Origin of the sequence: Halomicroarcula saliterrae (assembly GCF_031624395.1) — an archaeon.
Classification (GTDB): domain Archaea; phylum Halobacteriota; class Halobacteria; order Halobacteriales; family Haloarculaceae; genus Haloarcula; species Haloarcula saliterrae.
In genome coordinates this window covers 91,853-114,695 of record NZ_JAMQON010000007.1, presented here as the reverse complement: position 1 = coordinate 114,695, position 22,843 = coordinate 91,853, and the positions used below count along the sequence as shown (strand labels likewise).

The 22,843-nt window shown below is 66.2% G+C and carries 25 protein-coding genes; 17 read left to right on the top strand and 8 right to left on the bottom strand.

The annotated features are described in order from the left end of the window. Window positions 1–143: 143 nt before the first annotated feature. Window positions 144–1,061, bottom strand: coding sequence for a thiamine-phosphate synthase family protein (locus NDI56_RS19670; protein WP_310921505.1), 918 nt, complete (start codon window positions 1,059–1,061; stop codon window positions 144–146). A gap of 104 nt (window positions 1,062–1,165) precedes the next feature. Between NDI56_RS19670 and tenA the strand changes: the two genes are divergently transcribed. From tenA to NDI56_RS19655, 3 genes are read left to right on the top strand one after another with little or no spacing between them, the layout of a single operon-like run. Beyond that, a complete protein-coding gene (tenA, locus tag NDI56_RS19665) occupies window positions 1,166–1,831 on the top strand; it encodes a thiaminase II (protein ID WP_310921504.1) in 666 nt (221 codons plus the stop codon). Beyond that, on the top strand, window positions 1,828–2,601 hold the full coding sequence (locus tag NDI56_RS19660; protein ID WP_310921503.1) for a TenA family protein: 774 nt from the start codon (window positions 1,828–1,830) through the stop codon (window positions 2,599–2,601). Before tenA ends, NDI56_RS19660 begins: the two co-directional genes overlap by 4 nt. Further along, window positions 2,601–4,121, top strand: a complete 1,521-nt coding sequence (locus NDI56_RS19655) for a sodium:solute symporter family transporter (protein ID WP_310921502.1) — start codon at window positions 2,601–2,603, stop codon at window positions 4,119–4,121. The genes NDI56_RS19660 and NDI56_RS19655 overlap by 1 nt, the downstream gene beginning before the upstream one ends. A 124-nt stretch (window positions 4,122–4,245) precedes the next feature. On the opposite strand, the gene NDI56_RS19650 is transcribed toward NDI56_RS19655, so the two are convergent. From NDI56_RS19650 to NDI56_RS19620, 7 genes are all read right to left on the bottom strand, one after another. Further along, complete coding sequence (locus tag NDI56_RS19650; RefSeq protein ID WP_310921501.1) at window positions 4,246–4,563, bottom strand: RPA12/RPB9/RPC11 RNA polymerase family protein; 318 nt, start codon at window positions 4,561–4,563, stop codon at window positions 4,246–4,248. Window positions 4,564–4,657: 94 nt separating this feature from the next. Then, the gene (gene cmk, locus NDI56_RS19645; protein WP_310921500.1) at window positions 4,658–5,272 is read right to left on the bottom strand and encodes a (d)CMP kinase; all 615 of its coding nucleotides are present in this window, start codon (window positions 5,270–5,272) and stop codon (window positions 4,658–4,660) included. A gap of 125 nt (window positions 5,273–5,397) precedes the next feature. After that, window positions 5,398–6,267 (bottom strand): CheF family chemotaxis protein, encoded by an 870-nt coding sequence (locus tag NDI56_RS19640; RefSeq protein ID WP_310921499.1) that lies wholly within the window; start codon window positions 6,265–6,267, stop codon window positions 5,398–5,400. Window positions 6,268–6,327: 60 nt separating this feature from the next. Then, window positions 6,328–7,560, bottom strand: a complete 1,233-nt coding sequence (locus NDI56_RS19635; protein WP_310921498.1) for a HEAT repeat domain-containing protein — start codon at window positions 7,558–7,560, stop codon at window positions 6,328–6,330. Continuing rightward, the gene (locus tag NDI56_RS19630) at window positions 7,557–8,363 is read right to left on the bottom strand and encodes a CheR family methyltransferase (RefSeq protein ID WP_310921497.1); all 807 of its coding nucleotides are present in this window, start codon (window positions 8,361–8,363) and stop codon (window positions 7,557–7,559) included. Before NDI56_RS19630 ends, NDI56_RS19635 begins: the two co-directional genes overlap by 4 nt. Beyond that, a complete protein-coding gene (cheA, locus tag NDI56_RS19625; RefSeq protein WP_310921496.1) occupies window positions 8,360–10,306 on the bottom strand; it encodes a chemotaxis protein CheA in 1,947 nt (648 codons plus the stop codon). Before cheA ends, NDI56_RS19630 begins: the two co-directional genes overlap by 4 nt. Next, window positions 10,306–11,370 (bottom strand): protein-glutamate methylesterase/protein-glutamine glutaminase, encoded by a 1,065-nt coding sequence (locus NDI56_RS19620; RefSeq protein ID WP_310921495.1) that lies wholly within the window; start codon window positions 11,368–11,370, stop codon window positions 10,306–10,308. Before NDI56_RS19620 ends, cheA begins: the two co-directional genes overlap by 1 nt. A gap of 169 nt (window positions 11,371–11,539) precedes the next feature. Between NDI56_RS19620 and NDI56_RS19615 the strand changes: the two genes are divergently transcribed. The 14 genes from NDI56_RS19615 to arlF all read left to right on the top strand — a co-directional run bounded on the left by NDI56_RS19615 (window position 11,540) and on the right by arlF (window position 22,842). After that, a complete protein-coding gene (locus NDI56_RS19615; protein ID WP_310921494.1) occupies window positions 11,540–11,974 on the top strand; it encodes a chemotaxis protein CheW in 435 nt (144 codons plus the stop codon). 80 nt (window positions 11,975–12,054) lie between these two features. Continuing rightward, window positions 12,055–12,780 carry an RAD55 family ATPase gene (locus tag NDI56_RS19610; protein ID WP_310921493.1) on the top strand — a complete coding sequence of 242 codons (726 nt, stop codon included), beginning with the start codon at window positions 12,055–12,057 and terminating at the stop codon, window positions 12,778–12,780. Window positions 12,781–12,924: 144 nt separating this feature from the next. Continuing rightward, window positions 12,925–13,260 carry a helix-turn-helix domain-containing protein gene (locus NDI56_RS19605; protein ID WP_310921492.1) on the top strand — a complete coding sequence of 112 codons (336 nt, stop codon included), beginning with the start codon at window positions 12,925–12,927 and terminating at the stop codon, window positions 13,258–13,260. A gap of 75 nt (window positions 13,261–13,335) precedes the next feature. After that, complete coding sequence (locus NDI56_RS19600) at window positions 13,336–13,611, top strand: DUF7521 family protein (protein WP_310921611.1); 276 nt, start codon at window positions 13,336–13,338, stop codon at window positions 13,609–13,611. Between the two features lie 229 nt (window positions 13,612–13,840). Continuing rightward, window positions 13,841–14,464, top strand: a complete 624-nt coding sequence (locus NDI56_RS19595; RefSeq protein WP_310921491.1) for an archaellin/type IV pilin N-terminal domain-containing protein — start codon at window positions 13,841–13,843, stop codon at window positions 14,462–14,464. A 292-nt stretch (window positions 14,465–14,756) separates the two neighbouring features. Beyond that, window positions 14,757–15,383: an archaellin/type IV pilin N-terminal domain-containing protein gene (locus NDI56_RS19590; protein WP_310921490.1), complete on the top strand. Its 627-nt coding sequence runs from the start codon at window positions 14,757–14,759 to the stop codon at window positions 15,381–15,383. A 78-nt stretch (window positions 15,384–15,461) separates the two neighbouring features. Beyond that, window positions 15,462–16,022: a DUF7500 family protein gene (locus tag NDI56_RS19585; protein ID WP_310921489.1), complete on the top strand. Its 561-nt coding sequence runs from the start codon at window positions 15,462–15,464 to the stop codon at window positions 16,020–16,022. 45 nt (window positions 16,023–16,067) lie between these two features. Then, window positions 16,068–16,535 (top strand): hypothetical protein, encoded by a 468-nt coding sequence (locus tag NDI56_RS19580; RefSeq protein ID WP_310921488.1) that lies wholly within the window; start codon window positions 16,068–16,070, stop codon window positions 16,533–16,535. Further along, the gene (locus tag NDI56_RS19575) at window positions 16,532–18,457 is read left to right on the top strand and encodes a hypothetical protein (protein ID WP_310921487.1); all 1,926 of its coding nucleotides are present in this window, start codon (window positions 16,532–16,534) and stop codon (window positions 18,455–18,457) included. The genes NDI56_RS19580 and NDI56_RS19575 overlap by 4 nt, the downstream gene beginning before the upstream one ends. 90 nt (window positions 18,458–18,547) lie before the next feature. Then, complete coding sequence (cheY, locus tag NDI56_RS19570; RefSeq protein WP_220588638.1) at window positions 18,548–18,907, top strand: chemotaxis protein CheY; 360 nt, start codon at window positions 18,548–18,550, stop codon at window positions 18,905–18,907. Continuing rightward, window positions 18,908–20,125, top strand: coding sequence for a chemotaxis protein CheC (locus tag NDI56_RS19565; protein WP_310921485.1), 1,218 nt, complete (start codon window positions 18,908–18,910; stop codon window positions 20,123–20,125). Then, window positions 20,125–20,646: a chemotaxis protein CheD gene (locus tag NDI56_RS19560; RefSeq protein ID WP_310921483.1), complete on the top strand. Its 522-nt coding sequence runs from the start codon at window positions 20,125–20,127 to the stop codon at window positions 20,644–20,646. The genes NDI56_RS19565 and NDI56_RS19560 overlap by 1 nt, the downstream gene beginning before the upstream one ends. A gap of 242 nt (window positions 20,647–20,888) precedes the next feature. Further along, the gene (locus NDI56_RS19555; protein ID WP_310921481.1) at window positions 20,889–22,430 is read left to right on the top strand and encodes a FlaD/FlaE family flagellar protein; all 1,542 of its coding nucleotides are present in this window, start codon (window positions 20,889–20,891) and stop codon (window positions 22,428–22,430) included. Next, the gene (gene arlF, locus NDI56_RS19550; RefSeq protein ID WP_310921480.1) at window positions 22,414–22,842 is read left to right on the top strand and encodes an archaellum stator protein ArlF; all 429 of its coding nucleotides are present in this window, start codon (window positions 22,414–22,416) and stop codon (window positions 22,840–22,842) included. The genes NDI56_RS19555 and arlF overlap by 17 nt, the downstream gene beginning before the upstream one ends. Window position 22,843: the final 1 nt, after the last annotated feature.

Here is a 22,843-nt window from a genome sequence, read left to right as displayed (position 1 = left end):
ACCGGCGGCTTTGCTCACGGCTTCACCGTTCGCATTCGCGGTCGCACGCGACCGCGCAGCCCCCGGATGCCCACTCTTACAGCCCTGCCCTTCCCCGTCAGCGCGGCACTGAGGCCGCGCTCGGCCCACCGTACCGCTACTCCTCACTCGTCCGCGACCAGTTCCGCCGCCAGCCGCGCGGCGTCGGCGCCGGTCTCGCCCAGCACGTAGGTTATCGGTTCGATGCCGAACGCGCCCCGATGGAAGAGCACGTCGGGGACCGAACCGCGCTCCCCGAACTGCTCGGTGAGCCGGTCCCCGCGGTTCTCGTAGCCCGCCTCGAACGCCATCCGGTCGAGACCGCGTGTCTCGGCCGCGTCGAGGACGGCGTCGTCGGTGGCGAGGTTGACCGCGCCCCGGCGGTCGGGGGCTTCGGCCATCGCCGCCAGAATCGTGGTCGCCACGTGCTCGGACGCGCCGAACTCGGGGTTGGCGGGCACCTCGACCCGGCCGCCCATCTCGTAGATGCGACCCGGAATCGCGGCCACGTCGGCGACCTCGGTCGCCTCGGGCAACGCGGTCCCGACGTTGGTGCCGACGTTGGGGACGGCCGTGGCGACGCCGGGGCTGGTCGCGAGCACGCGGGCGGCCTCGCGCACGTCGTCGAGCACCGCCCGCTCGGTGTGTAGCTCCGGGTTCGCGCCCCGGACACAGAGGTCACAGCCCAGCCCCTCCAGTTCGGGCATCGCCTCCTCGTGGAGCTCACAGATGGGACCGCGGTCCTCGAAGGCCCGGACGAGTTCGAGCACCGCGGCCAGCGCGTCGTAGCCGTCCATCTCCCCGTCGGCCAGCCCCGCCGCGACCGACGCGACGGTCTCGGCGGTTCGGGGATGCTCGGCGATTCGCGACTCCAGTTCCGGCTCGCCGCTGACGTACGTCGAGACGGCCGCCTGGGTCACCCCGAGATGCTCGGCTATCTCCCGCTGGGTCAGCCCGTGTTCGCCGAGTTCGCGGGCCAGCAGCACCCGCAGCGTCGGCAACACGTCCTCGACGACGATTTCGCTGGGCAGCCGGAGCGACATACCCCGCCGTTCGGGGAGCGCTGTCTTATATTGTCGGCCCGCCGCCGCTGTATAAGTAGATTATACCACTAGCTTATATCACGGTGGGCCGCCCACACTCGCCCATGAGCTTCACCGACGAACTGGCTGACATCGGCGACCCCGTCTGGGACGCCACCGTCGCTCACCCGATGGTCGAACAGCTGGGCGAGGGGACCCTCGACGAATCGCCCTTCCGCTACTGGGTCCGGCAGGACTACGTCTATCTCGTCGAGTACGCCCGCGTGTTCGCGCTGGGCGCCGCCAACGCCCCCGACCTGGCGCGGATGAGCACCTTCGCCGAACTGCTGGATTCGACCATCAACACGGAGATGGACCTCCACCGGGCCTACGCAGCCGACTTCGGCATCAGCGAGGCCGACCTCGAAGCCACGGAGCCGTCCCCGACCACGCAGGCGTACACTGACTTCCTCGTCCGGGTCGCCGCGACGGGCACCTTCGGCGACCTCGTGGCCGCCCTGCTCCCGTGTATGTGGGGGTTCAACGAGACCGCCGAACGACTCGACGCCGCCGGCCGGCCCGACCACGAGGGCTACAGCGAGTGGATAGAGACGTACGCCGGCGAGGACTTTTCCGACCTCACGGAGTGGTGCAAACAGCTGATGGACGACGTGGCCGAAGACGCCACCGAGGCCGAGCGCGAGCGCTACCGGGACATCTTCGACACCTCCGCCCGCTACGAGTACCGCTTCTGGGACGCCGCCTGGCGCGAGGAGGGGTGGGGCATATGAGCGGTCGCGGTGACGGGGCGTCCCCGGCGGACGTGCCGGCCACCTACGCCGACTACGCCAGCGACCGGGAGGACCCCCGCTTTACCGACTGGCTCCGCGCGCAGTCGGGCGACGCCTGGGACGATGCGACGGCCCACGAGTTCGTCCGCGAGCTCCACGACGACACGCTCGACGACGCCGTCTTCCGGCGCTATCTCCTGCAGGACTACGCCTTCGTCGAGACGCTGGTCGGCGTCTTCGGCTACGCCGTCGGCGATGCGCCGACGATGGACGCGAAGGCGCGGCTCGTCGACTTTCTGGCGACGGTCACCAGCGACGAGGACGATTACTTCCGGCGTTCCTTCGAGGCACTGGCGGTCCCCGAACCCCGCTACGAAGACCCGACACTGACCGCGTCGACGGCGGCCTTCCGTGACCTCCTCCTGCGGGCGGCTCGCGAGGGCGACTACGCCGAGACGCTCGCCGTGCTGGTGCCCGCCGAGTGGGTCTACCTGACCTGGGCGACCGACGACGGCCTCGCCACGGCCGACGGCCCCGACCGGTTCTACCTGCGGGAGTGGATAGAGCTGCACGCCGTCCCCGAGTTCGAGGCCTTCGTCAGCTGGCTCCGCACAGAGCTCGACCGCGAGGGCGCCGCTGCGAGCGAGCGCCGTCAGGCTGGACTGGCCGAACTCTTCTGTCGGACGGTCGACCTCGAAGCCGCCTTCTTCGACGCGGCCTACGAAGGGAACCACTCTCCCGAGACCCCGGGAACCGGCGGTGACCGCTGATGGTCGGCACCACGCTGGCGCTCGGGCTGACGGTGGCGACGCTCGTCTGCTTTGCCGCCCTCGGCATCTGGTACACCCGACGAGGGGACCGCTCGACGGACGAGTTCCTCACCGCGCGCAACTCGATGGGCCCGGGTCGGACCACGGCGACGCTCGTCGCCTCGTCGATGGGCGTCTGGATTCTGCTGTCGGCCCCCGAAGCCGGGGCCGGCTTCGGTATCGCCGCCGTCGTCGGCTACGGCATCGGGACGGCCGTGCCGATGTTCGTCTACTCGAAGCTCGGCCCGCGCGTGCGCGAACTGCTCCCCGAGGGCCACTCGCTGACGGAGTACGCCCACGCCCGCTACGGCCCGGCGATGTACGGCTTCGTCGTCCTCGTGAGCGCGCTGTACATGTTCGTCTTCGTCGCCGCCGAACTCACCGGCATCGCGGCCGCGCTCTCGCTGGTCGCCGGCGTCCCCCAGTGGCAGACGGCCGTCCTCGTCGGCGGGTTCGTCCTCCTCTACACCGGCTACGGCGGCCTCCGGGCGACCATCGTCACCGACACTGTTCAGGCCGTGCTCGTCGTGCCGCTACTGGCTATCGTCGCGGGAGGCGTCGTCCTCGCCGTGGGCGGGCCCAGCGCTGCGGTCTCGGGCGTCGCGGCCGCCGACCCGGCGCTGCTCGACCCGACCGACGCCGCCGGCCTCCAGTTCGGGCTCGCGCTCGCGTTCGCCATCTTCGGCGCCGAGATGGTCAACCAGACCTGGTGGCAACGCATCTACGCCGGGCGCAGTAGTCGAACGGTCGCCAGCGGCTTTCGCAACGCCACCGTGCTCAACGGCGCCATCGTCGTGGTCGCCGCGCTGCTCGGCGTCGTCGCCGTCGGACAGGGCAGCGTCGTCACCGACATCACCAGTTCGGCGTACAACGCCGACGTGGCCTTCTTCGCCCTCGTCGAGAGCGCGTTCGGCGAGGCCGTCCTGCTGGGCGTCGTCTTGCTCGCCCTCCTGCTCGTCGTCAGCTCCGTCGACTCGCTCTTTTCGGCGCTGGCCAGTCTGGTCACCGCGGACCTCCCGCGACTGCTCGCCGACCCGGACGACCGGACCTTGCGGCTCGGCGCCCGCCTCCTGACGCTGGTCGTCGCCGTCGCCGCTATCTACGTCAGCCTCCGCGCTCGTAGCGTCCTCCGCCTCTTCTTCTTCGCGGACCTGCTCGGCGCCGCCGTCGCCGTCCCACTTATCTACGGCCTCTACTCCCGGCGGCTCACTGGCCGGGGCGCACTGGCCAGCAGTCTCGCCGGTCTGGCCGTCGGGCTGGCCTTCTTCCCGGACTTCCGGGGCGTCATCACGGCCGTCCCGTTCGTGGGCGACCTGCTGCCCGCCGCCGACCCGCTGTATCTCACCGCCTTCGGCGGCGCCGTCGTCGTCTCCTCGACCTGTACCGTCGTGGCCGCTCGCCTCTCTACGGCCACGTTCGACTTCGACCGGCTCGCCGACGCGGTTGCGATGGCTGACGGTGGCGAAGAAGCGAGCGACTGACCGACTGTTTCACAACCGCCCGTTACGACGTGGCACGACAGCCCGTTTGTTCCGCCAGCCATGCCGTGACCCGGCCGCTCAGTACGTCTGTGCATATTACCGCGGCGGGGTCGCGAGACCCGTCTCAGGACTCGCGCCACTTGTGGCCACACGCTGTGCAGGTGAACAGCCGAACCTCGTAGGAGCCGCCCGGCTTCGGCAGCATCTCGTAGGAGGCCCGGTTGCCGTCGCAGTCGTCCGCCGGACAGGGCTCTTGCATCGTCTCGGTGGCGTCCTGAGTCGCGTCGGCCACGGCGGGTGCCCCGTCGTCTCGCTGTCCGTCCCGGGTCGCCATCGCCGCTTCTGCTTGCGAGTCCCGCGGCTCCTCGTTCTCACAGGAGCGACACACCCACCTGTCGCCCTCCGTGTGCATGATCGAACCACACTCGTCACAGAAGTGCATATCACGTAGGGATACGCGGTTGTCGGATATATCTGTTAATTTCCGACCGTCGTGGATTTCAGGCAGCTGTTCACGCTGACTGTACTGACCGCTCCTATATCTCGAGGTCGGCAGTCTCGAACGACCCCTCGTCGATAGCTGGGTCGTACTCGCGGATGGCCGAGCGGACGATGTCGAGCGTCCCGGCCGGACTCCAGCGACCGGTGTTGACCACGAGGTCGTAAAAGGAGCGGTCCGAGAGGTCGATGTCGTAGTAGGACTCGTAGCGGGACTCCTCGATGACCTCCCGGACCTGCATCTCGGCGGTCATCTCCTCGCGGTCCTGGGTCCGGTCGGCGCGGACGTCCGCCGGCGCGTCGAGCCAGATACGGAGGTCCGCGCGGTTGCCGGCGACCCACCCCGCCAGCCGGGATTCGAGGATAAAGGCCTTGTTCGCGGCCCCCCACTTCTCGGAGATGGTCCGGAGGCGCCGGTCCAGCGCCCGGTCGATCTCTTCGGACGTGCCGGCCTCCGCGATGAGTTGTGTCAGGGTCATATCCCTCTCTTCGGCCATCTCACGGAACACTTCCCCGCCCGAGACGTAGCCACAGTCGAGCGCCGAGGCGAGCCCCTCACAGAGCGTGGTGACGCCCGACCCCGGTGGGCCCGAGACGGTTACGAAGAGATTCGAGTCGCTCAACCGGTCCGAACCGCCGTCGGTGTCAGCCATGTCCCGTCTGTCCGACCGGGTCCACATAAACGCGGGGGCTCCGTCGCCCAATCGGCTGACAGGTCGCCCCGCTCCGACGTGGTCCCGTGTTCGGCCAGCCGCCCTCGGCTCGGCCACCGGGGGCGCTACTGGTCCGCGATAGCGTCTCCAGCAATCGACCGTCCGCGCGCCTCCAGTTGCACTTCCCGGCGGGTCCGGACGGGCTCTAGGATATCCGCCTCCATCAGCCGGTCGTACACGGCCTCGACCTCGTCGATGTCCATATCGACGAAGTCGGGAATCTTGAACGGGGAGATGCCCGAGTACAGCGCCATCAACACCTGCGTCTCCTCGTCCGAGAGGTCCACGTCGTCGGCGGCGTTGCGCTGCTCGCCCTGCCGCACGAGCCCGCCGATGAGCGAGACGTGCCGGGGCGAACCGGAGATGTGGGTCTCGACGGAGGTCCCGTCGATGGTGTGTTCGACTTCCAGGAGCGGCCGCTCCTGCCCGCGAATCTCCTTCTGTTTCTGCTCGACGGTGCCCACGTCGTCGATGTCGAGTTCGACGAACGTCCCGCTGGAGATGGCGATGTTGACGGTGTCGTCCTGTTCCTCGTCTATCTTGAACCGGGCCTTCTCCCAGGTGGCCTCCTGGACGACGCCGCCTTTCAGCGCGGGGTGTTTGACGAGGACGACGATCTGGTCCAGCAGCGTGCTGTACAGCGCCGACTCGAACTTCTCGGCCGCAGCCGCGGAGACGAGCCAGGCGTCCCGGCCGGCCTGTAGCTTCACGTAGCCGTCGACCTGTGCCAGCTGCTGGTTCATCTGGCTGGCGGTGACGCTGGTGAGTTTCGACAGCGGGACGGTCCGCTTGCCGTCGTTGGTCGCGAGGACGAGCCGCTTGTTCGAGAGGAGGATGCGACCCGGTAGCCACTCGATGTCGTTTCGCTTGCGTCCGTCCGTGACGACCTGGACGAACTTCCCCTTGGTGTCGACCAGTGCGTGTTCCCCGCTCATCTACCCGGAATACCTCCTATTCGCCCTCACTCATCTTAACCGGCTCGGCCGACGGACCGCTCATATCCGGCCCCCGAGCTTCGAGATGGCCGAGAAGGCCTTCTTCCGGACGACGTCGTGTTCGGTGTCGTCGATGAGCTTGTCGAGCACTTTCCGGGAGCGGTCACCGCCGACCTTCCCGAGCGTGAAGATGGCCTGTCCCTTCACCGCGGGGTCGACGCCGTCGTCCTCGACGAGTTTCAACAGCCGACGCTCGACCATGTTGTCCTCGCCGCCCAGCTCGGCCAGGCTGGTGGCGGCGAACTGCCGGAGCATCTGGTCGTCGTCCGCCAGCGCTTCGACCAGCGAGTCGATGACGCGGCCCCGCTCGGCCTGACCGGCGACCCGACCCAGCAGCCACGCGGTGTTGCGCCGCTGGGCCGCCTGCGTGCTCTCCTCCAGTATCTCGACCAGCGGGACGACGACGCTCTGGTCGTCCGTGCTCGACAGCGTCTCGACGACGGTGTCGCGGATGTCGTGGCTCCGGTCGGTCGGGACGTTCGAGAGCAGTTCGACGAGCGAGTACACCGCCGTTCGCCGCACGGCCGCCGAGTCGTCCGAGAGCGCCTCGACGAGGTAGTCGACCGGCTTGTCGTTCTCGAAGTTGCCGAAGGCGCCGACGGCGATGCGCCGGACCTGCTCGTTGTCGTCCTCGTACATCGGCAACAGCGTCTGGAGCGCCTGCCGGTTCCCGATGTTGCCCAGGGCCTCGGCGGCCTCCCGTCGCACCGAGCCCTTCGGGTCACGCAACAGCGATTCGAGGGGGTCTGTCGCCCGCGAATCGCCGATTTTCCCGGCCGAACGGACGGCCCGTGCCCGCACCCGCGGGTCCGGGTCCTCGAACCGCTCGGCGAGCTTCGGGACGCTGTCGGCCTCCTCCAGCCGCCCCAGCCCGTTGGCGGCGGCCATCCGCAGCTCTGGCACGTCCGAATCGAGCGCCCGCACGAACGCCTTGGCTTTCATCCAGTCGGCCGCGTCCGCGTCGAGGTCGACGCCGGCCATGCTCCCGATGAGCTGCTCGATGGCGTCGCCCCCGAGCTCGTCCAGCGAGTCGATGGCTGCCGCCGTCACCGCGTCGCTGTCTCGCTTCGCGGCGCTTACGAGCGCGTTGACCACGTCCCGGCGGTCGTCGTGGTCCGGGAAGTTCCCGAGCAACTCCGCCGCCCGGAGCTGGACCCGTTCCGTGTCCGTCTCCCGGAGGACGCGGATGAGCTCCTGGACGTCGCCGTCGCGTTCGAGTTGATAGAGGCTCATACCCGTCGGTAGATGCGGTGTTGCTTGTCCACCGGCTCGAACTCCTCGCGACACTCCGCGGGGAGCGTCTCGGTCATCCCGATCATGAGATACCGATCCGCTTGCAGCGACCCGTGGATGGTCTCGAAGATGGGCACCTTGAACTCGGCGTCGATGTAGATGAGCAGGTTCCGACAGAAGACGAGGTCGAAGTCCCGCTTCGTCTCGCCGCGGATGAGGTCGTGTTGCTCGAAGGTGACCATCTCCGTCACGCGGTCCTTGACGCGGAAGGTGTTGCCCTCCTCCTCGACGTACTCCGCGTAGCTGTCGAGCGGGGCGAGCTCCTCGGCGATATCCGTCGTGTGGGAGGTCTCGTAGGTCGCCGCCCGGGCCGCATCGAGGATGTCGGCGTTGATGTCGGTCCCGAGAATCTCGACACGGCTCGCGTCGATTTCCGGGTCGTCCAGCGCGAGCATCGCCGCCGAGTACGGTTCACGGCCGTCCGCGCTCGGGGCCGACCAGAGCCGCACCGTCCGGTTGTTCGCGGTCAGCTCCCGGAGGACGGGCCGCAGCGCCTCCCACGCCTCGGGGTTCCGGAAGAACCCGGTGACGTTGATAGAGAGGGAGTCGAGCAGGGCATCGCGCTCGTCGTCTTCGCGCTGGAGCAGCTGCTTGTACTGCCGGTAGCTGTCGGTGTCGGTCCGTCGCATCCGGGCCGTGATGCGGCGGTCGAGATACGCGTCGTTGTAGAACCCGGACTCGAACTCCATCTCGGCCTCGATAAAGCCCAGCAGGCGCTGGAACTGGCGGCTGTCGGCGCTCATAGCGTGACCACGTCCAAGATGTGCACGATGTTGCCGTCACCGAGCACCGCGGTCCCCGACAGTCCCGGCGTCCCCGAGAGGATTCCTTCGAGGGGTTTGACGACCACCTCCTCCTGGCTGTTGACCGAGTCACAGTGCAGGGCGACCTGTCGCTCCGACTCCCTGATGCGAACGAGCATGCCGTCGCCGTTCTTGGTCTCGCCTGGCACGTCGAAGGTGTCGTCCAGGTGGATGACCGGGTAGATGTCGTCGTTGTGTTTGATGACCTCGGTGCCGTTGACCTGCTTCACGGCGGACGTGGCGGTTATCTCGTCGACGTTCTTGATAGGGACGCCGTACTCCTCGTCGCCCACCTCGACGAACAGCACCTTCACGATGGCCATTGTCACCGGGAGCCGCAGGGCGACGGTCGTGCCGGTACCGGGCTCGGAGTCGACGTTGACCGACCCGTCGAGCTGCGTGACGGTGTCGTGGACGACGTCCATCCCGACGCCGCGGCCGCTCGTGTCGGTCACTTCGTCGGCCGTCGAGAAGCCCGGGTGGAAGATGAGGTCGTAGATGGCCGAATCGTCCATCGCCTCCAGTTCCTCGGGCGAGCGCACGCCCTTCTCGATGGCCTTGTTCTGGATGCCCTCGACGTCGAGTCCGGCGCCGTCGTCTTCGACCTCGATGATGACGTGGTCGCGCTCCCGGGAGGCCCGCAGCGTGATGTGGCCGGTCGGGTCCTTTCCGGCGGCCTCGCGCACGGCGGGCGACTCGATGCCGTGGTCGACCGAGTTCCGGAGAATGTGCATCAGCGGGTCCGATATCTCGGTCAGAATCGTCCGGTCGAGCTCGATGTCCTCGCCCGCTATCTCGAACTCGATGTCCTTGTCCAGTTCGCGGGCCAGGTCCCGGACCAGCCGCGGGAACTTCCCGACGACCTTCTTCAGCGGGATGAGCCGCATGTCCATCACCGTGTTCTGGAGGTTCGCCGTTATCTTGTCCAGTTCGTTGAGCGTCTCGCCGGCCGAATCGAGGTCCTCGGTCTCGACGGCACGGCGCAGCTTGATTCGGCTGGTGACCAGCTGCTCGACGAGGCCGTGGAGGTCGTCGAGCTGGTCGACGTCGACGCGGACCGACTTGATCTCGTCGACGCTGTGTTCCTCTTCGCCGCCGTCGCCGGACTCGGTCGCCGCCGGCGCGGGGTCGGGCGCCGCCGCGCTCAGCTGGTCGGTCACGTCGGTCGCGGTGAACGACTCGATCTTGCCGACCGAGGCGAGCTCGGCGTCGACCGTCGCGGCGTCGCCCGCGTCGAGATAGAGGTCGAAGGTGTCCTCGAAGTTCCCGTCCTCGATATCGGCCCGCGGGGGGTCGAACGCGACGACGCCGAAGATGTCCTCGACGGCTTCCAGCGCCAGCATCGAGTCCACACCGAGCATATCCGACTCGCCCACGTCGACGGCGACGTGGACGACGCGGCCGTCGGCCACAGTCGGGTCGATATCGGCGTCGATGTCAGCGTTCGCGGCGGCCCCGCCCCCGGCCGCCGGCTCCGAACCGCCGTCGTCGCCCGCTGCGTCGGCCCCCTCTTCGAGGACGGTGCGCAGCTGCGCGACCAGGTCGTCGGCGGTGGTGTCTGACTCCCCCTCGGCCTCGATCTCGGTGACGATGACCTCGATTTCGTCGACGCCGGCGAAGACGAGGTCCATCACGTCCGGGGTGACCTGCATCTCCCCTTGCCGCATGGCGTCGAGTAGGTCCTCCATCGCGTGGGCGAGATTCGCCGCGTCGTCGAAGCCCATCGCGCCGAAGTTCCCCTTCAGCGTGTGTGCGGTCCGGAAGATGGAGTCCATCGCCTCCTCGTCGGAGGGGTCCGATTCGAGGTCCAGCAAGGAGTTGTTCAGCTCGGTTATCGCCTCCTCGCTTTCGCGGATGAATGCGTCGAGATACTGGTCGTCCATTATGAGCTCACCTCGGTCGTTATCGCGTCGAGAATCCCGTTCGCCATCTCGTCGATGGGGAGCACGCTGTCCACGCAGCCGGTCTCGACGGCCCGCTTTGGCATCCCGTACACCGCTGACGTGGCCTCGTCCTGTGCGATAGTGCGCGCGCCCGCGTCTTTCAGCCGTACGATGCCGTCGGCCCCGTCCCCGCCCATCCCGGTAAGGATGACGCCCACCAGCGGGTCGTCGATGACTGCCGCGGCCGTCCGCATCGTCACGTCGACGGCGGGTCGGACGCTGTTTTCGGGCGGGTCCTGTGTCAGCTTCACCCGGAGCCGGCCGTTCCGGTAGTTCTTGACCTCCATGTGTCGGTCGCCGGCAGCGACGAGCGCCTCGCCGCCGGCGAGGCGAGCGCCGTCGGTCGCCTCCCGCACGTCGTAGTCGCTCCGGTCGTCGATGCGCTCGGAGAAGCGGCCGGTAAAGCCCTCGGGCATGTGCTGGACGACGAGCACCCGGAAGTCGGCCTCCCGGGGCAGCTCCGCCATCACCTGCTCGACCATCTTCGGCCCGCCGGTCGAGGAGCCGACGACCAGCGTCGGGTTCGCGGTGTAGCTCCGGTTGCGGGTGCTCGCCCCGCTCGTCCCCCGGCCCGCCCGCGGGGTCGAGGACTGCGTGCCGACGTCGACCCGCGCGACCGACGAGACGATGTCGACGAGCTGGTCTTTCAGCCGCGACATCTCCATCGACACCTCGCCGCCGGGCTTGGTGAAGAAATCGACGGCGCCCTTATCCAGCGCCTCGAAGGTCACGTCGGCGTTCTCGTCCGTGTGCGCGGAGAGCATGAGCACGGGCGTCGGCCGTTCGGCCATGATCTGTTCCGTGGCCTCGATACCGTTCATCTCGGGCATCTCTACGTCCATCGTCACCACGTCCGGCTCGTGTGTGCGGACGGCCTCGACGGCCTCGCGGCCGTTCTTCGCCTCGGTGGCGACCTCGATACCCCCCTCTTCGAGGATGTCTGAGATGACACTCCGCATGAAATGCGAGTCGTCGGCCACTACCGCACGCGTCCCGCCGGTCATCGTCAGGCGTGTCCCGGCGGGGTGGTTCTCGTGTGTGGACGGAACATCTGTATGCTACGCCGAACTCCCAACTGGCCCAAAATAAAGACTCCGCCCACGTAATCAAAGTTGATAGTCCAGCAAGCAGCCTTTTATAGGCCCATCGACGACGTTCAGGTAATCCGGAGCCATGGCAGCCCAGTCAACTACCACCGGTCAGGTGCTCGAATTCCAACTCGGCGAGGAGACGTACTGTGTCAGCATCGGTTACGTGACCGAAATCGTCGACATCGGCGACCTGACACAGGTCCCGAACGCCCCGGCCCACGTCGAAGGGGTGATGGACCTCCGCGGGCGGACGACGTCCATCGTCGACCCGAAGACCGTCTTCGGCATCCACGGCGACAGCGAGGGCCAGCGGATTATCGTCTTCGACCCGGATATCGTCCAAGACCAGGGCGCAGCGGGGTGGCTGGTCGACGAGGTGTATCAGGTCGTCCAGGTCACACCGGAACAGATAGACCAGTCTCCGGCGAACGACTCCGGTTCGATACGCGGCGTCGTCAAGCGCGACGACGAGTTCGTCATCTGGGTCGACCCGGCTGTCGTTCACAGCACACAGTAGCGAGCCAAAGCGTGTCGGGCAACAAGAGTTTTTAACACCCGACAACGACGAACAGGTAACCAACCACAAACATCCCGAATATGATACAGCTAACCAAGACTGGCATCGACGGTCTCGATGCCATCCTCAACGGTGGTATCGTCAAGAACTCCACGACCCTGATAAGCGGTAATCCCGGTGCCGGGAAGTCGATACTCTGTCTCCAGTATATCTACAACGGCGTCGAGATGTTCGACGAGAAAGGCATCTACCTCTCCTTCGAGGAAAACGAGTCGGACCTCCGGCAGGCCGCCGAGTCCATCGGCTTCGACAAGTGGCCCGAGTACGTCGAAAACGGCGATATCAAGGTGTACGACAAGCAGGTGCTGCTCCGGGAGAACGACTTCTCCTCCTCGCTCGAAATCCTGCTGGACGACCTCGAAAACGACGACTACGACCGGCTGGTGCTCGACTCGCTGGCGATGTTCCAGCTCTTCTTCGAGAGCGAGAAGGAGAAGCGAACCTACCTGCTGAAACTCACCGATATTCTCCGGGAGAACGGGCTGACGACGCTGCTGACAAACGAACAGGGAGCGGTGTTCCCGGACACGGAGATCGGGCTGGAGAACTACCTCACCGACGGGAACATCTACCTCATCCAGACCCCGACCGACTCCGGTGTCAGCCGGTACGTCTGGGTCGCAAAGATGCGAAAGCAAAACATCGAGACGGATATCTACCCGATGGAGATCGACTGGGGCGGCCTCAAGGTCCACCAGAACGCGAGCGCCTTCTCGATGATGAGCGAGGAGGAGTCGCCGATATAGTCGCCGTTATTAGGACGTGAAATGTCGCCGAGGAACTCTCTGTCAGTTGGTATCGCGCTCTCCGCGAAAATTCTATCGTCGCTCGAATCGGACAGTATCATCGCCGATAGCTTTATTAAAGTCTGAATTTATGATTTGATAACGATGGCATCCGCGGAGTTGCTCCAGACGCTGGGAAACAAATACAGCGCCGAGATACTGGACGCGACGGACGAACCCATCTCGGCACAGGACCTGAGCGACGAACTCGAGATTCCTATCGCGACCTGTTACCGGCGTATCGACGAGTTGACCGAACACGATCTGCTCGAACTCCACGACAACATCCTCTCGGACGACCGGCGGCGTATCAAAGTATATCGACGTAACGTCGACGAAGTACGGGTCGATTTCGACGAGGGGCTGAGCGTGCAGGTCGAGGAGCGTTCCGAAGTCACGAACAAGCTCGACGAGGCCTGGCGCACCCTCTCGGACAGATAAGCGGGCCGATTATCAGCGTAGATATTTTCGAGCGTGGATTTAATACGGGGGTTCGCCTACGTGGTCCCAGTGCAGATGATAGAACTCCTCTATGCCGTCTCGACGCTCGTGTTCGTCGTCGCCGGACTCACGATGGTCGGGATGGCGATGCGGGCGTACGTCCAGACGTCCAGGCAGGCGATGCTCTACCTGTCGCTCGGTTTCTCGCTCGCGGTCGCGGGCGCGGCGGCGACGATGATAAGCGCGTTCATCAACGACTTCCAGGGCGTCCGGTCGCTCCTGCTCGTCAACAGCGGACTGACGACCTTCGGCTACCTGTTCGTGATGTACAGTCTCGTCACGTACGAGTGACGGGCGTTCCGACACCGCAGTTCTACGCAGTTTCGCTCGGTAGCGACTGTCGACGCGCCGCCACTCGTCCCACGGCCGCTGGGAATCACGGTACCGGATACACCACTCTATCGGGAAAAATCGGGTGTAGAGCGCCATAGAAGCTTATTATCAGCAATAAATACTCGGGGAAAGGGATTATCAGTAGCGAAAAGAACACTCGGATAGGGTAGTACAACCCGGAATATACATGCTCGAAGCTTTCAGACCCAACGACGACGACCGCGGGCAGGTCGGTATCGGCACCCTCATCGTGTTCATCGCGATGGTGCTGGTGGCGGCCATCGCCGCGGGCGTCCTGATCAACACGGCCGGATTCCTGCAAAGCGGTGCCGAGGAAACCGGACAACAGAGCAGCGACCAGGTCACCAACCGACTCCAGGTGGTCAGTGCCGTCGGCACCGACGTCAGCTCGGACGGTGTCGATACGGTCTCGATTACGGTGAAGAAGGCGCCCGGCGCCAACAACATCGACCTGAGCAGTACGACGCTGCAGTTCGTCCACTCCAGCGGGTCGACCGACATCACCTTCGGGACGTACGCGGCCGACGAGTCGACGCTCGACCCGTCCGGGACGGCGTTCGACGTCACCGACGTTCAGGACGAGGGCGGCCAGTCCATCGAGGGTGACGCCCCGGTGCTGAACGACCCCGCGGACCGCGCACAGATCATCCTCGACACCCAGGAGATAACCGGTGGCTTCGCCGAGGGCGATACGGCGACGATCCAGATCAACACCCAGTCCGGTGGCACCACGGAACTGCGACTCGTGGTCCCAGAGACGCTATCCGGCTCCTCCGCGGTCAACCTGTAACGCCACAGGTCCCCTTTTCGGTCTCGACGCTTGACCCCGCAGCTGCTGCGCTCCTCGCGTGTGCGTACCGACACACCGGGCCCGTCGACCACATCCCGGTTCGGTCCCACCGCTTTCTGTCTACAGACTGCCACTCCGCCCCTTCGCGAACGTGAGCTTCGTCTGGAGATTAAGCCGAAAAGCGATGGAAGAGCGCCCACAACGTCTGTTATCAGGAGAGATATTTTGGGGAGAGGTATTATTACTGGTGAAAGGCAGACTGACTGTAGGGTCAGACAGACCCGGAATATACATGTTCAACGAATTACGGAACGACGACGACCGCGGGCAGGTCGGTATCGGCACCCTCATCGTGTTCATCGCGATGGTGCTGGTGGCGGCCATCGCCGCGGGCGTCCTGATCAACACGGCCGGGTTCCTGCAGAGCGGTGCCGAGGAAACCGGACAGCAGAGTAGTGACCAAGTGACCAACCGGCTCCAGGTTGTGAGCGCCGTCGGTGAAGACATCAACTCCGGCAGCGTACAGACCGTCCGCATCACGGTGAAGAAGGCCCCCGGTGCGGGGAACATCGACCTCGGGACGACGACGCTGCAGTTCGTCCACTCCAGCGGGTCGACTGACCTGACCTACGGGAGCTACAACACCGATGGCACTGCCCTCTCGCCCGGTGGCGAGAACTTCGGTGTGACCGACGTGCAAGACGAGGACGGTTCGCTCAGCTCTACCGGTGTCGTGCTCAACGACCCCGCGGACCGCGCACAGCTCATCCTCGACACCAGCAACATCGTCTCCACCACCAGCGGCCTCGAAGAGGGTGACACGGCGACGATCCAGATCAACACCCAGTCCGGTGGCACCACGGAACTGCGACTCGTGGTCCCGGAGACCCTGTCTGGCGCCTCTGCGGTCAACCTCTAAATCCGCGCGACTTCTCTTTTCGGTAGCTCGACGCCCACCAGCGACGGAATTATAGTTCTTCCTCTCACACTGTGGGGTATGGACCGGGGGCCCGACGAACCGAATCCGGAAGACGGGAAGATTCTCTCCCCCGACGAGCTCGATCTGGAAGACGACGAGCACGTCACCCAGATCGACGAGGGTCGGTACGTCGTCTCACCGGACGTGCGCGAGGACGACACCGCCGGCAGCGGGCCGACGCCGCCGCGACCCCGCACCGAGCGGGAACCGGACCCACAGACTCCGGCGTTCACCGACGGGAACGTCCACGAGTGGCTCGCCGAGCAGATGGCCGACTCGAACGCCCGCTACGGGTTCGACGTGACCGCGAAGTTCGACGGCGAGGTCGACCAGCAGCGCCTCTCCTCGAACGACATCGTCACCGTCTTCGAGAGCCTCATGCTCTGGTACGGCCGCCAGATGGACGGGTCGACCGACGTCGAGGACGTCCTCGGTATCCTGCTCTCGGAGTCGAACGTCCCGGTGAAGTACCCGCCGGGCAGCGTCAAATCCCTGGCCCGGTCGGTCGGACTGAGCCCCGACGACAGTATCGCGGACCTCGTCGACGCGGTCGAGGAGCGCGACGGCGCACAGCTGTAGCGGCGAGGGGTTTAAGCCACGGGACAGTCGTTGGTAGCACACGCGATGGTTCGATGGGTGACTGTGGCCGGACTCTTCGTCGTCTTCGCCCTCGTCGGGACCGGACCCCTGACCGGGGTCGACGTGACGAGTGCCGCCGACACCTCCTTCGGTGACGGTGACGCGACAGTCACCGACATCACCGTCGACCGGTCCGAACTGGCACTGACGCCCGGGCGCTTCGGGGCGAACGTCACGTACCTCCGTGTGCCGACGGCCACGGTCACCGTCGGCGGCGTCACCGACCGCCCGCGGCTGCTCTACGTCGTCTCGGTGCCGGCGCTGGATATCAGGCTTATCGAGAGCCGCGTCGTGACCGGCCCGGGAACCTACCGGCTGGCGCCCGACGACCGGGCGATACCGCCGGGCACCGCCGGTGGGTCCTACGACGCGACGCTGTCCGTCCGCGTCCAGAGTTTCACCGGCGACCGTCCCCTCACCAGAGCGACCGTCACCGTCGGGGGGCAGCCGTGACGGACGACCCCCGGGGTCGGCTGGTCGACGGCGGCCGCTGGCTCTTTGGCGACCGGCAGGGCCTCGTACTGTGGCTCGGGCTCGTCTGCTGGTTCGGGCTGGCCTGGCGGGTCGGCTTCTTCATCCAGGACACCTACGCGGTCGCGAACACCTTGGTCGCGCTGGCCGACGGGCAGCTCCACGTCACGGAGCTGCGCTACTCGCTCACGCTCGGTTCCCAGCCCGGCCTCCACGAACACGCCGGCCGGTTCTACGGCCGGAACTACGGCCAGCTCGCGCTCGCGGTCCCGCTGGTGTGGGTTCTCGAAGGGCTCTCGACGGTCGTGGCTCCGCGCGTGTTGCTCGCCGGGCTCTGGGCCGGCGTCGGACTGGCCCTCGTGACCCAGCTGAGCGAGTTCGAGCGCTTCGACCGCGGACGGACCCGCGCCGTCGGTGCCGCTGTCGTCACCCTGCTGTTCGTCGCGAGCGTCCTGACCGCGACCGCGCTTCCGACCGACCGCCTCGCGCTCGTGGCGCTCCAGCTCTCGACGCTGCTGGTGGCGGCGACGGCGGGACTGGTCGTGTACCGCCTCTTCGCGCTCTTACACGGGCGCCGCGTGGGGCTGGCCGCGGGTGTCGCGCTCGGCGTGGCGACGCCCGTGGGCTTCTGGGCGACGCTCCCAAAGCGCCACACGATAGTCGCGACGCTGGTTCTGGGCGCGGTGTACGCGTTCGCGGTGAGTCGGCACCGGGAGGGCGACGCCGCCCTGCGAGCCCGGGCCGGGGCCTACGCCCTCGCCGGCTACATCACCTGGGTCCACGCCTTCGAGGCGCTGTTCGTCGTCGCCGTGCTGGGGGTCGTCGACCTGCTGACGACGCGGGACTACAGCGTCCGGTCGCTGCTGGTCGTGGGGCTCGTCCTGCTGGTGGCGTCGACGCCGATGCTCGCGACGAACTACGCCATCAGCGGGAACCCCGCGAAACCGCCGCGTCTGCTGTCCCCCGTGGACAGCGACGCCGAGTTCTCGCCGCCGCCGGACGACACGAGCGGGGGCGAGGGCGGGAACGATACGACTGTCGGCGGGAACGGCAGTAGCGACAGCGCCGGTGGCGGTGGCCCCGGGGGTGGACAGCCCGCTCCGCCGCTGGTCGATGTCGCCCGGGACGCCGTCGGAACGGTGTCGACGTTCGCCGGTGAGTCCGTCGGCGGCGGCCTCGCAGTGTTGAGCGAGCCCGACCGGCTCTGGCATATCTTCGTCCGGAGCGGGACGATTCCGAGCGTCAGCTACGGTAACAACGACTACGAGCCCATCGACCTCACCGTGCTCGAAGCGATGCCGATTCTGGGCGCGCTGGCGGCGCTGCCAGCGCTCGCGGGGCGTCGCGCTCGGCGCCTCGTCGACGGCCCGCTGGGGGCGCTCGATCCGCGGGCCTGGCGGCCGGCTCGCCAGACCGACCTGCTCGTGGTCACACTCGCGGCGGTGTTGACCCTTGTCTATCTGCCCCGACTCCCACTCTACAGCATGCTCACCGTCCGGTATCTCCACCCCGCCATCGCGCTCAGCGCGTACGGCGTCTGTCGCATCCCGGCGGTCCGGGCGGGCCTGTCCCGGTCGCGGTGGCTCGCGGGGTCGTTTCTCGCCGGTCTCGTCGCCGCTCTGGTCGTCCTGCTCGGCGGAATCGTCGGTCTGGAGCTGGCGGTCGGCGAGGCGGTCCAGTACAGCGCGCTGTGGCAACTCGCAGCCGCGACCGGCTGTGCGGTCGTCACCGTCGGCCGGACCGTCACGGACCGTGTCCCGGACCGGGCCGTCACCGTCGCCGTCGCCGTGTCGGCCGGGTTCACCGCCGCGTATCTCCTGCTTTCCGCGCTGGTCTACTTCCGCTATGGCAGCTACGCGTTCGACCTCGTCGCGCTCGTCGCCGACGCCCTCCCCGCGCTGTGACACCCGGCCGAACCGCTCGCAGCCGGTGGTATCACAAGCGATAATTTACGGGTCAGGTTTATGCCGGTTATTCCGGTAGTAGCTGGCAACATGCCAGACGTACTGATAGCCGACGACTCGGAGTTTATGCGGAACCTGCTACGGGAGATTCTCGAAGAGGACCACACTATCGTTGGGGAAGTCGAGAACGGCGTGGAGGCGGTCGAAGTGTACAAAGAACAGACCCCGGATCTGGTGATGATGGACATCGTGATGCCGATTCGGGACGGCATCGAGGCGACGAGCGAGATCAAGTCCTCGAACCCGAACGCCAACGTCATCATGTGTACCAGCGTCGGGCAGGAGGAGAAGATGAAAGAGGCCGTCAAGGCCGGCGCCGACGGCTACATCACCAAGCCCTTCCAGAAACCCAGCGTGATGGAGGCTATCGAGGACGTCGTCCCGTCATAGATGAACGTCGATATCCAGTCGCTGGGCACGTTCAACCAGCTCGCCCACGAGGGCGCCCAGCAGGCCACCCGGGCGCTGGCCCAGATGACCGGCATCGACGCCGCCGTCGACGTGACCAAAATCACGTTGCTCGACCGCGCCGACATCGGCGAGGACCTCGCGGGCCGGGAGTTCGTCGGCGTCCAGTTCGGCTACGAGGGCGTCCTGCAGGGCGACACCGTGCTGGTGTTCGACGCCGAATCCGCCGAGACTATCGCCGACTCGTTGACGGGCGGCGCCAGCGACGACCCGGCGATGGCCCGCAGTGCGGTCAACGAGATCGGCAACATCATGATGAGCGGCTTCATCGACGGCTGGGCCGACTATCTGGATTCGACTATCGACCACTCGCCGCCCGAATACATCGAGAAGTCCGGGGCCGAGGTGTTGCCGGCGGCCCCCGAAGCCGACGACCACCGGCAGGTGTTCGTCTTCAAATCGGCGATCGAGTGGGTCGGGGAGTCCGTGAACTTCTACATCTACATGCTGCCCGAGTACGAACCGCTCGCGGACGCGATGATGGACAGCGCCGACACGGACGGCGACGCCATCCCCATCGACAAGCTCCAGACGTTCAACGAGATGACGACCAGCGGCACACAGCAGGCCGCCGACAACGTCGAGATGCTGACGGGCATCCCGACCGAAGCCGAAGTGACCCAGATAAGCTTCGCACCCATCGAGGACGTGCCAAAGCAGATCGGCACGGAGACGTACGTCGGCACCGTCGTGGAGTTCACCGGCGTCCCCAGTGGCTACCTGATGGTCCTCTTCGACGAGGTGTCGGCCGAGAACGTCGCCGAGGCGATGATGCCCGTCGAAATCGAGGGCGAGGGGCTGACCGAGCAACACGAGGCCGCTATCGAGGAGCTGGGCAACATCATGACCAGCGGCTTCGTCGACGGCTGGGCGAACGTGTTGCAGACCTCGGTCGACCACACGCCGCCGAAACTCGTTCACGACATGGGGCGGTCTATCGTGGACCCGCTCGCCGCACAGGTCGGCCAGCACCAGGAGCACGCCTTCATCATCGACTCGAAGATGGAGACCGACGACATCGAGTTCCGTGCCGAGATTCACGCCCTGCCAAACGAGAAGGAACTGCGCGTGGCGCTCGACGACTTAGACGTGGACCGCGCCGACGAGACCGAGGCCGACGTCGAACAGATATTCGAATAATGAAAGTGTACGACGGCAGCCAGACCGACGGGGCCCGAGCGACGAAGCCCGAGCGGCTGAAAGTCGGTATCGCCGAGTACGAGGTGACCACCGACGCGGCGGTGCTGACGACGAGCGGGCTGGGCTCCTGTATCGGCATCGCGCTGTACGACGAACCGACGGGGGCCGCCGGGCTCGTCCACATCATGTTGCCGACCGCGGAGAACGTCGAGGGCGGCAACCGGGCGAAGTTCGCGGACACCGGGGTAGCCGAACTCGTCGAGGCGCTCGAAGCTGTCGGGGCCTCGACGACGACGATGGAGGCGAAGATCGCCGGCGGGAGCGACATGCTCGACTTCTCGGAGAACGGCTCCTCCATCGGGGCGCGCAACCTCGACCAGGTCCGAACGACCCTCTCGGAGTACGACATCCCCGTCACCGGCGAGGACGTCGGCGGGGACCACGGTCGCTCGCTCCGACTGGAGGCCGACTCCGGTGACCTCGTGGTCAAGAGCGCGAACACCGGGTCTGTCGTCCTTTGATTTTCGATTTCTGAAATACGACGAGGCGCTCTGCGCAGCGGGACCGTCTGACGGATGTCTGCCGCAGGCGCACTTCTCAGACGCTCTACTTCTAAATCTCCATATGAAACGGAGGCGGAACCGATACTCCGTGAGAGAATGGCTTTATTTAACAAGGAATATATGTTAAACAACGATTTTGTTATCAATTATGATAGGCTAGACGGAATATTCAAGGGCGTCTGCGGAAATCATGGTAGACGATGAGTAGTTTCGCTCTCGTGCCGACGCTGCAGGCACTTACCCCCGACGTGGCCGCGCTCGTGCCGGCGCTGGTCGTGTTGCTTTCGGGCGGCCTGGTCGGGATGAGCATCAAGAACATGTTCGACTCTATCATGTCGGACGACGAGGGCGACGACGACAGCGGCGGTGACGAGATGGGTGGCGGCGGGCTGATGGGTGACGACGGCGGTGGCGGCGGCGACGACCTCGGCGGGCTGGGCGGCCTCGATGACGACGACGACATGGGCGGTTTCGGCGACGACGAGTTCGGCGACATGGAGGACGCCACCGGGCCGGACAACGACGAGCTGGAACACCGGATCGACGAACTGGAAAACGAGGTTGGCAGCCTCTCGTCGACGGTCAACACCGTCCGTACGGAAAACGAGTCGATCTCCGAGTCCGTCGACGAGGTCCAGGAGAACGTCCGGAAGCTGCTCGACATCTACGAGATGGTCACGCGCGGCGTGAACCCCTTCGCCGACGACGTCGACGCCGGTATGGGCGGGGGCGGTATGGGCGATGGCTCGTTCGGTCTGTTCGACGACGACGGTGGCGACGACGAACCCGACGACATCGACGACGACGTGGCCAGCGCCGACGCTGAGGGGTTTTTCGACGAAGACCTCGTCGAGGACGACATGTCGATGGACGACGAGGTGTCCATGGACGACGGCGACGACATGTTCGGGGACGACCTCGACGAGGAGTTCGAGGACGACGGCGGCGCGTTCGACGAGGAGTTCGAGGAGGAAGATGACATGAGTATGGACGACGGGCTCGATATGGACGACGAGAACAGCGACGACGGGGAGGGCGGCAAGTCCTTCGCCGAGCTGAAAGACGAGTACGAGTCGGGCGACGCCGAGTGGGCCGACGGTGAGGCGGAACCGGGGGACGACGAGGAGCTGCTGGAGGACGACGGCGACGACCTTCTGGGCGACGACGAGATGTTCGACGACGACGAAGGCGACCTCGAAGACGACGACCTCTTCGACGAGGTCATCGAGGACGAGGCCGACGAAGCGGCCGACGGGGACGGCATGGGCGCGGTCGAAGCGGAACCGGAGCCGGAACCCGTGGCAGACCCCGAGCCGGAGCCAGAACCGGAGCCCGAGGCAGCCCCCGAGCCGGAGCCAGAACCGACGGCGGAGACGGCCCCGGAGCCCGCCGCCGACAGCGACGACGGCAAACCCTATCTGGCGGCGATGCCGGAGGGGTTCGCGGCGGACATGATAATCATCGAGTGGCTGGAGTTCCTGGTCAGTCAGGCCGGCTACCGCGAGACGTCCCGCGCGATCGACTACTACGAGACCATCGGCTGGATCGACCAGTCCGTCGCCGACGACCTCGCGGACTACCTCCGCGGCTTCGACGACGTCGACGATTCCGGCAGCGGTCTGACTATCGACCACCACACCGAGAGTCTTCGCTACATCTCCCAGCTCGACGAGGACAGCGGCGCGGAGGCCGTCGCGCTCTCGAAGCTCGTGGGAGGTGGCTCGGATGGGATTCAGCGTTAGCGGCTCGGCCGCGCTCATCTTCGTAGCCGCCTTCATCGGCTTCGGGATGTTCTACTCGGCGACCGCAAACAGCATCGAGACCGTCAACGACGCCCGCGAGGACCGGGCCGACCGGAGCCTCGACCGAACCAACACCGAGATTCGGATGACCAACGTGAGCTACAACGCGACCCCGCAGTACGTCAACGTCACCGTCGAGAACACCGGTACCACGGAGCTCTCGGTGCGAGACGTCGACGTGCTGTTCGACAACAGCTACCAGACGGGTTACCGGACGGCCGTCGAGGGCGACACCGCGACGGACCTCTGGCTGCCCGGGGAGACGCTGGCTATTAACGCGACGGTGTCGGCCCGACCCAACCGCGTCAAACTCGTCACGGGGCCGGGCGTCGCGGCGACGGAGGTGGTCTGAC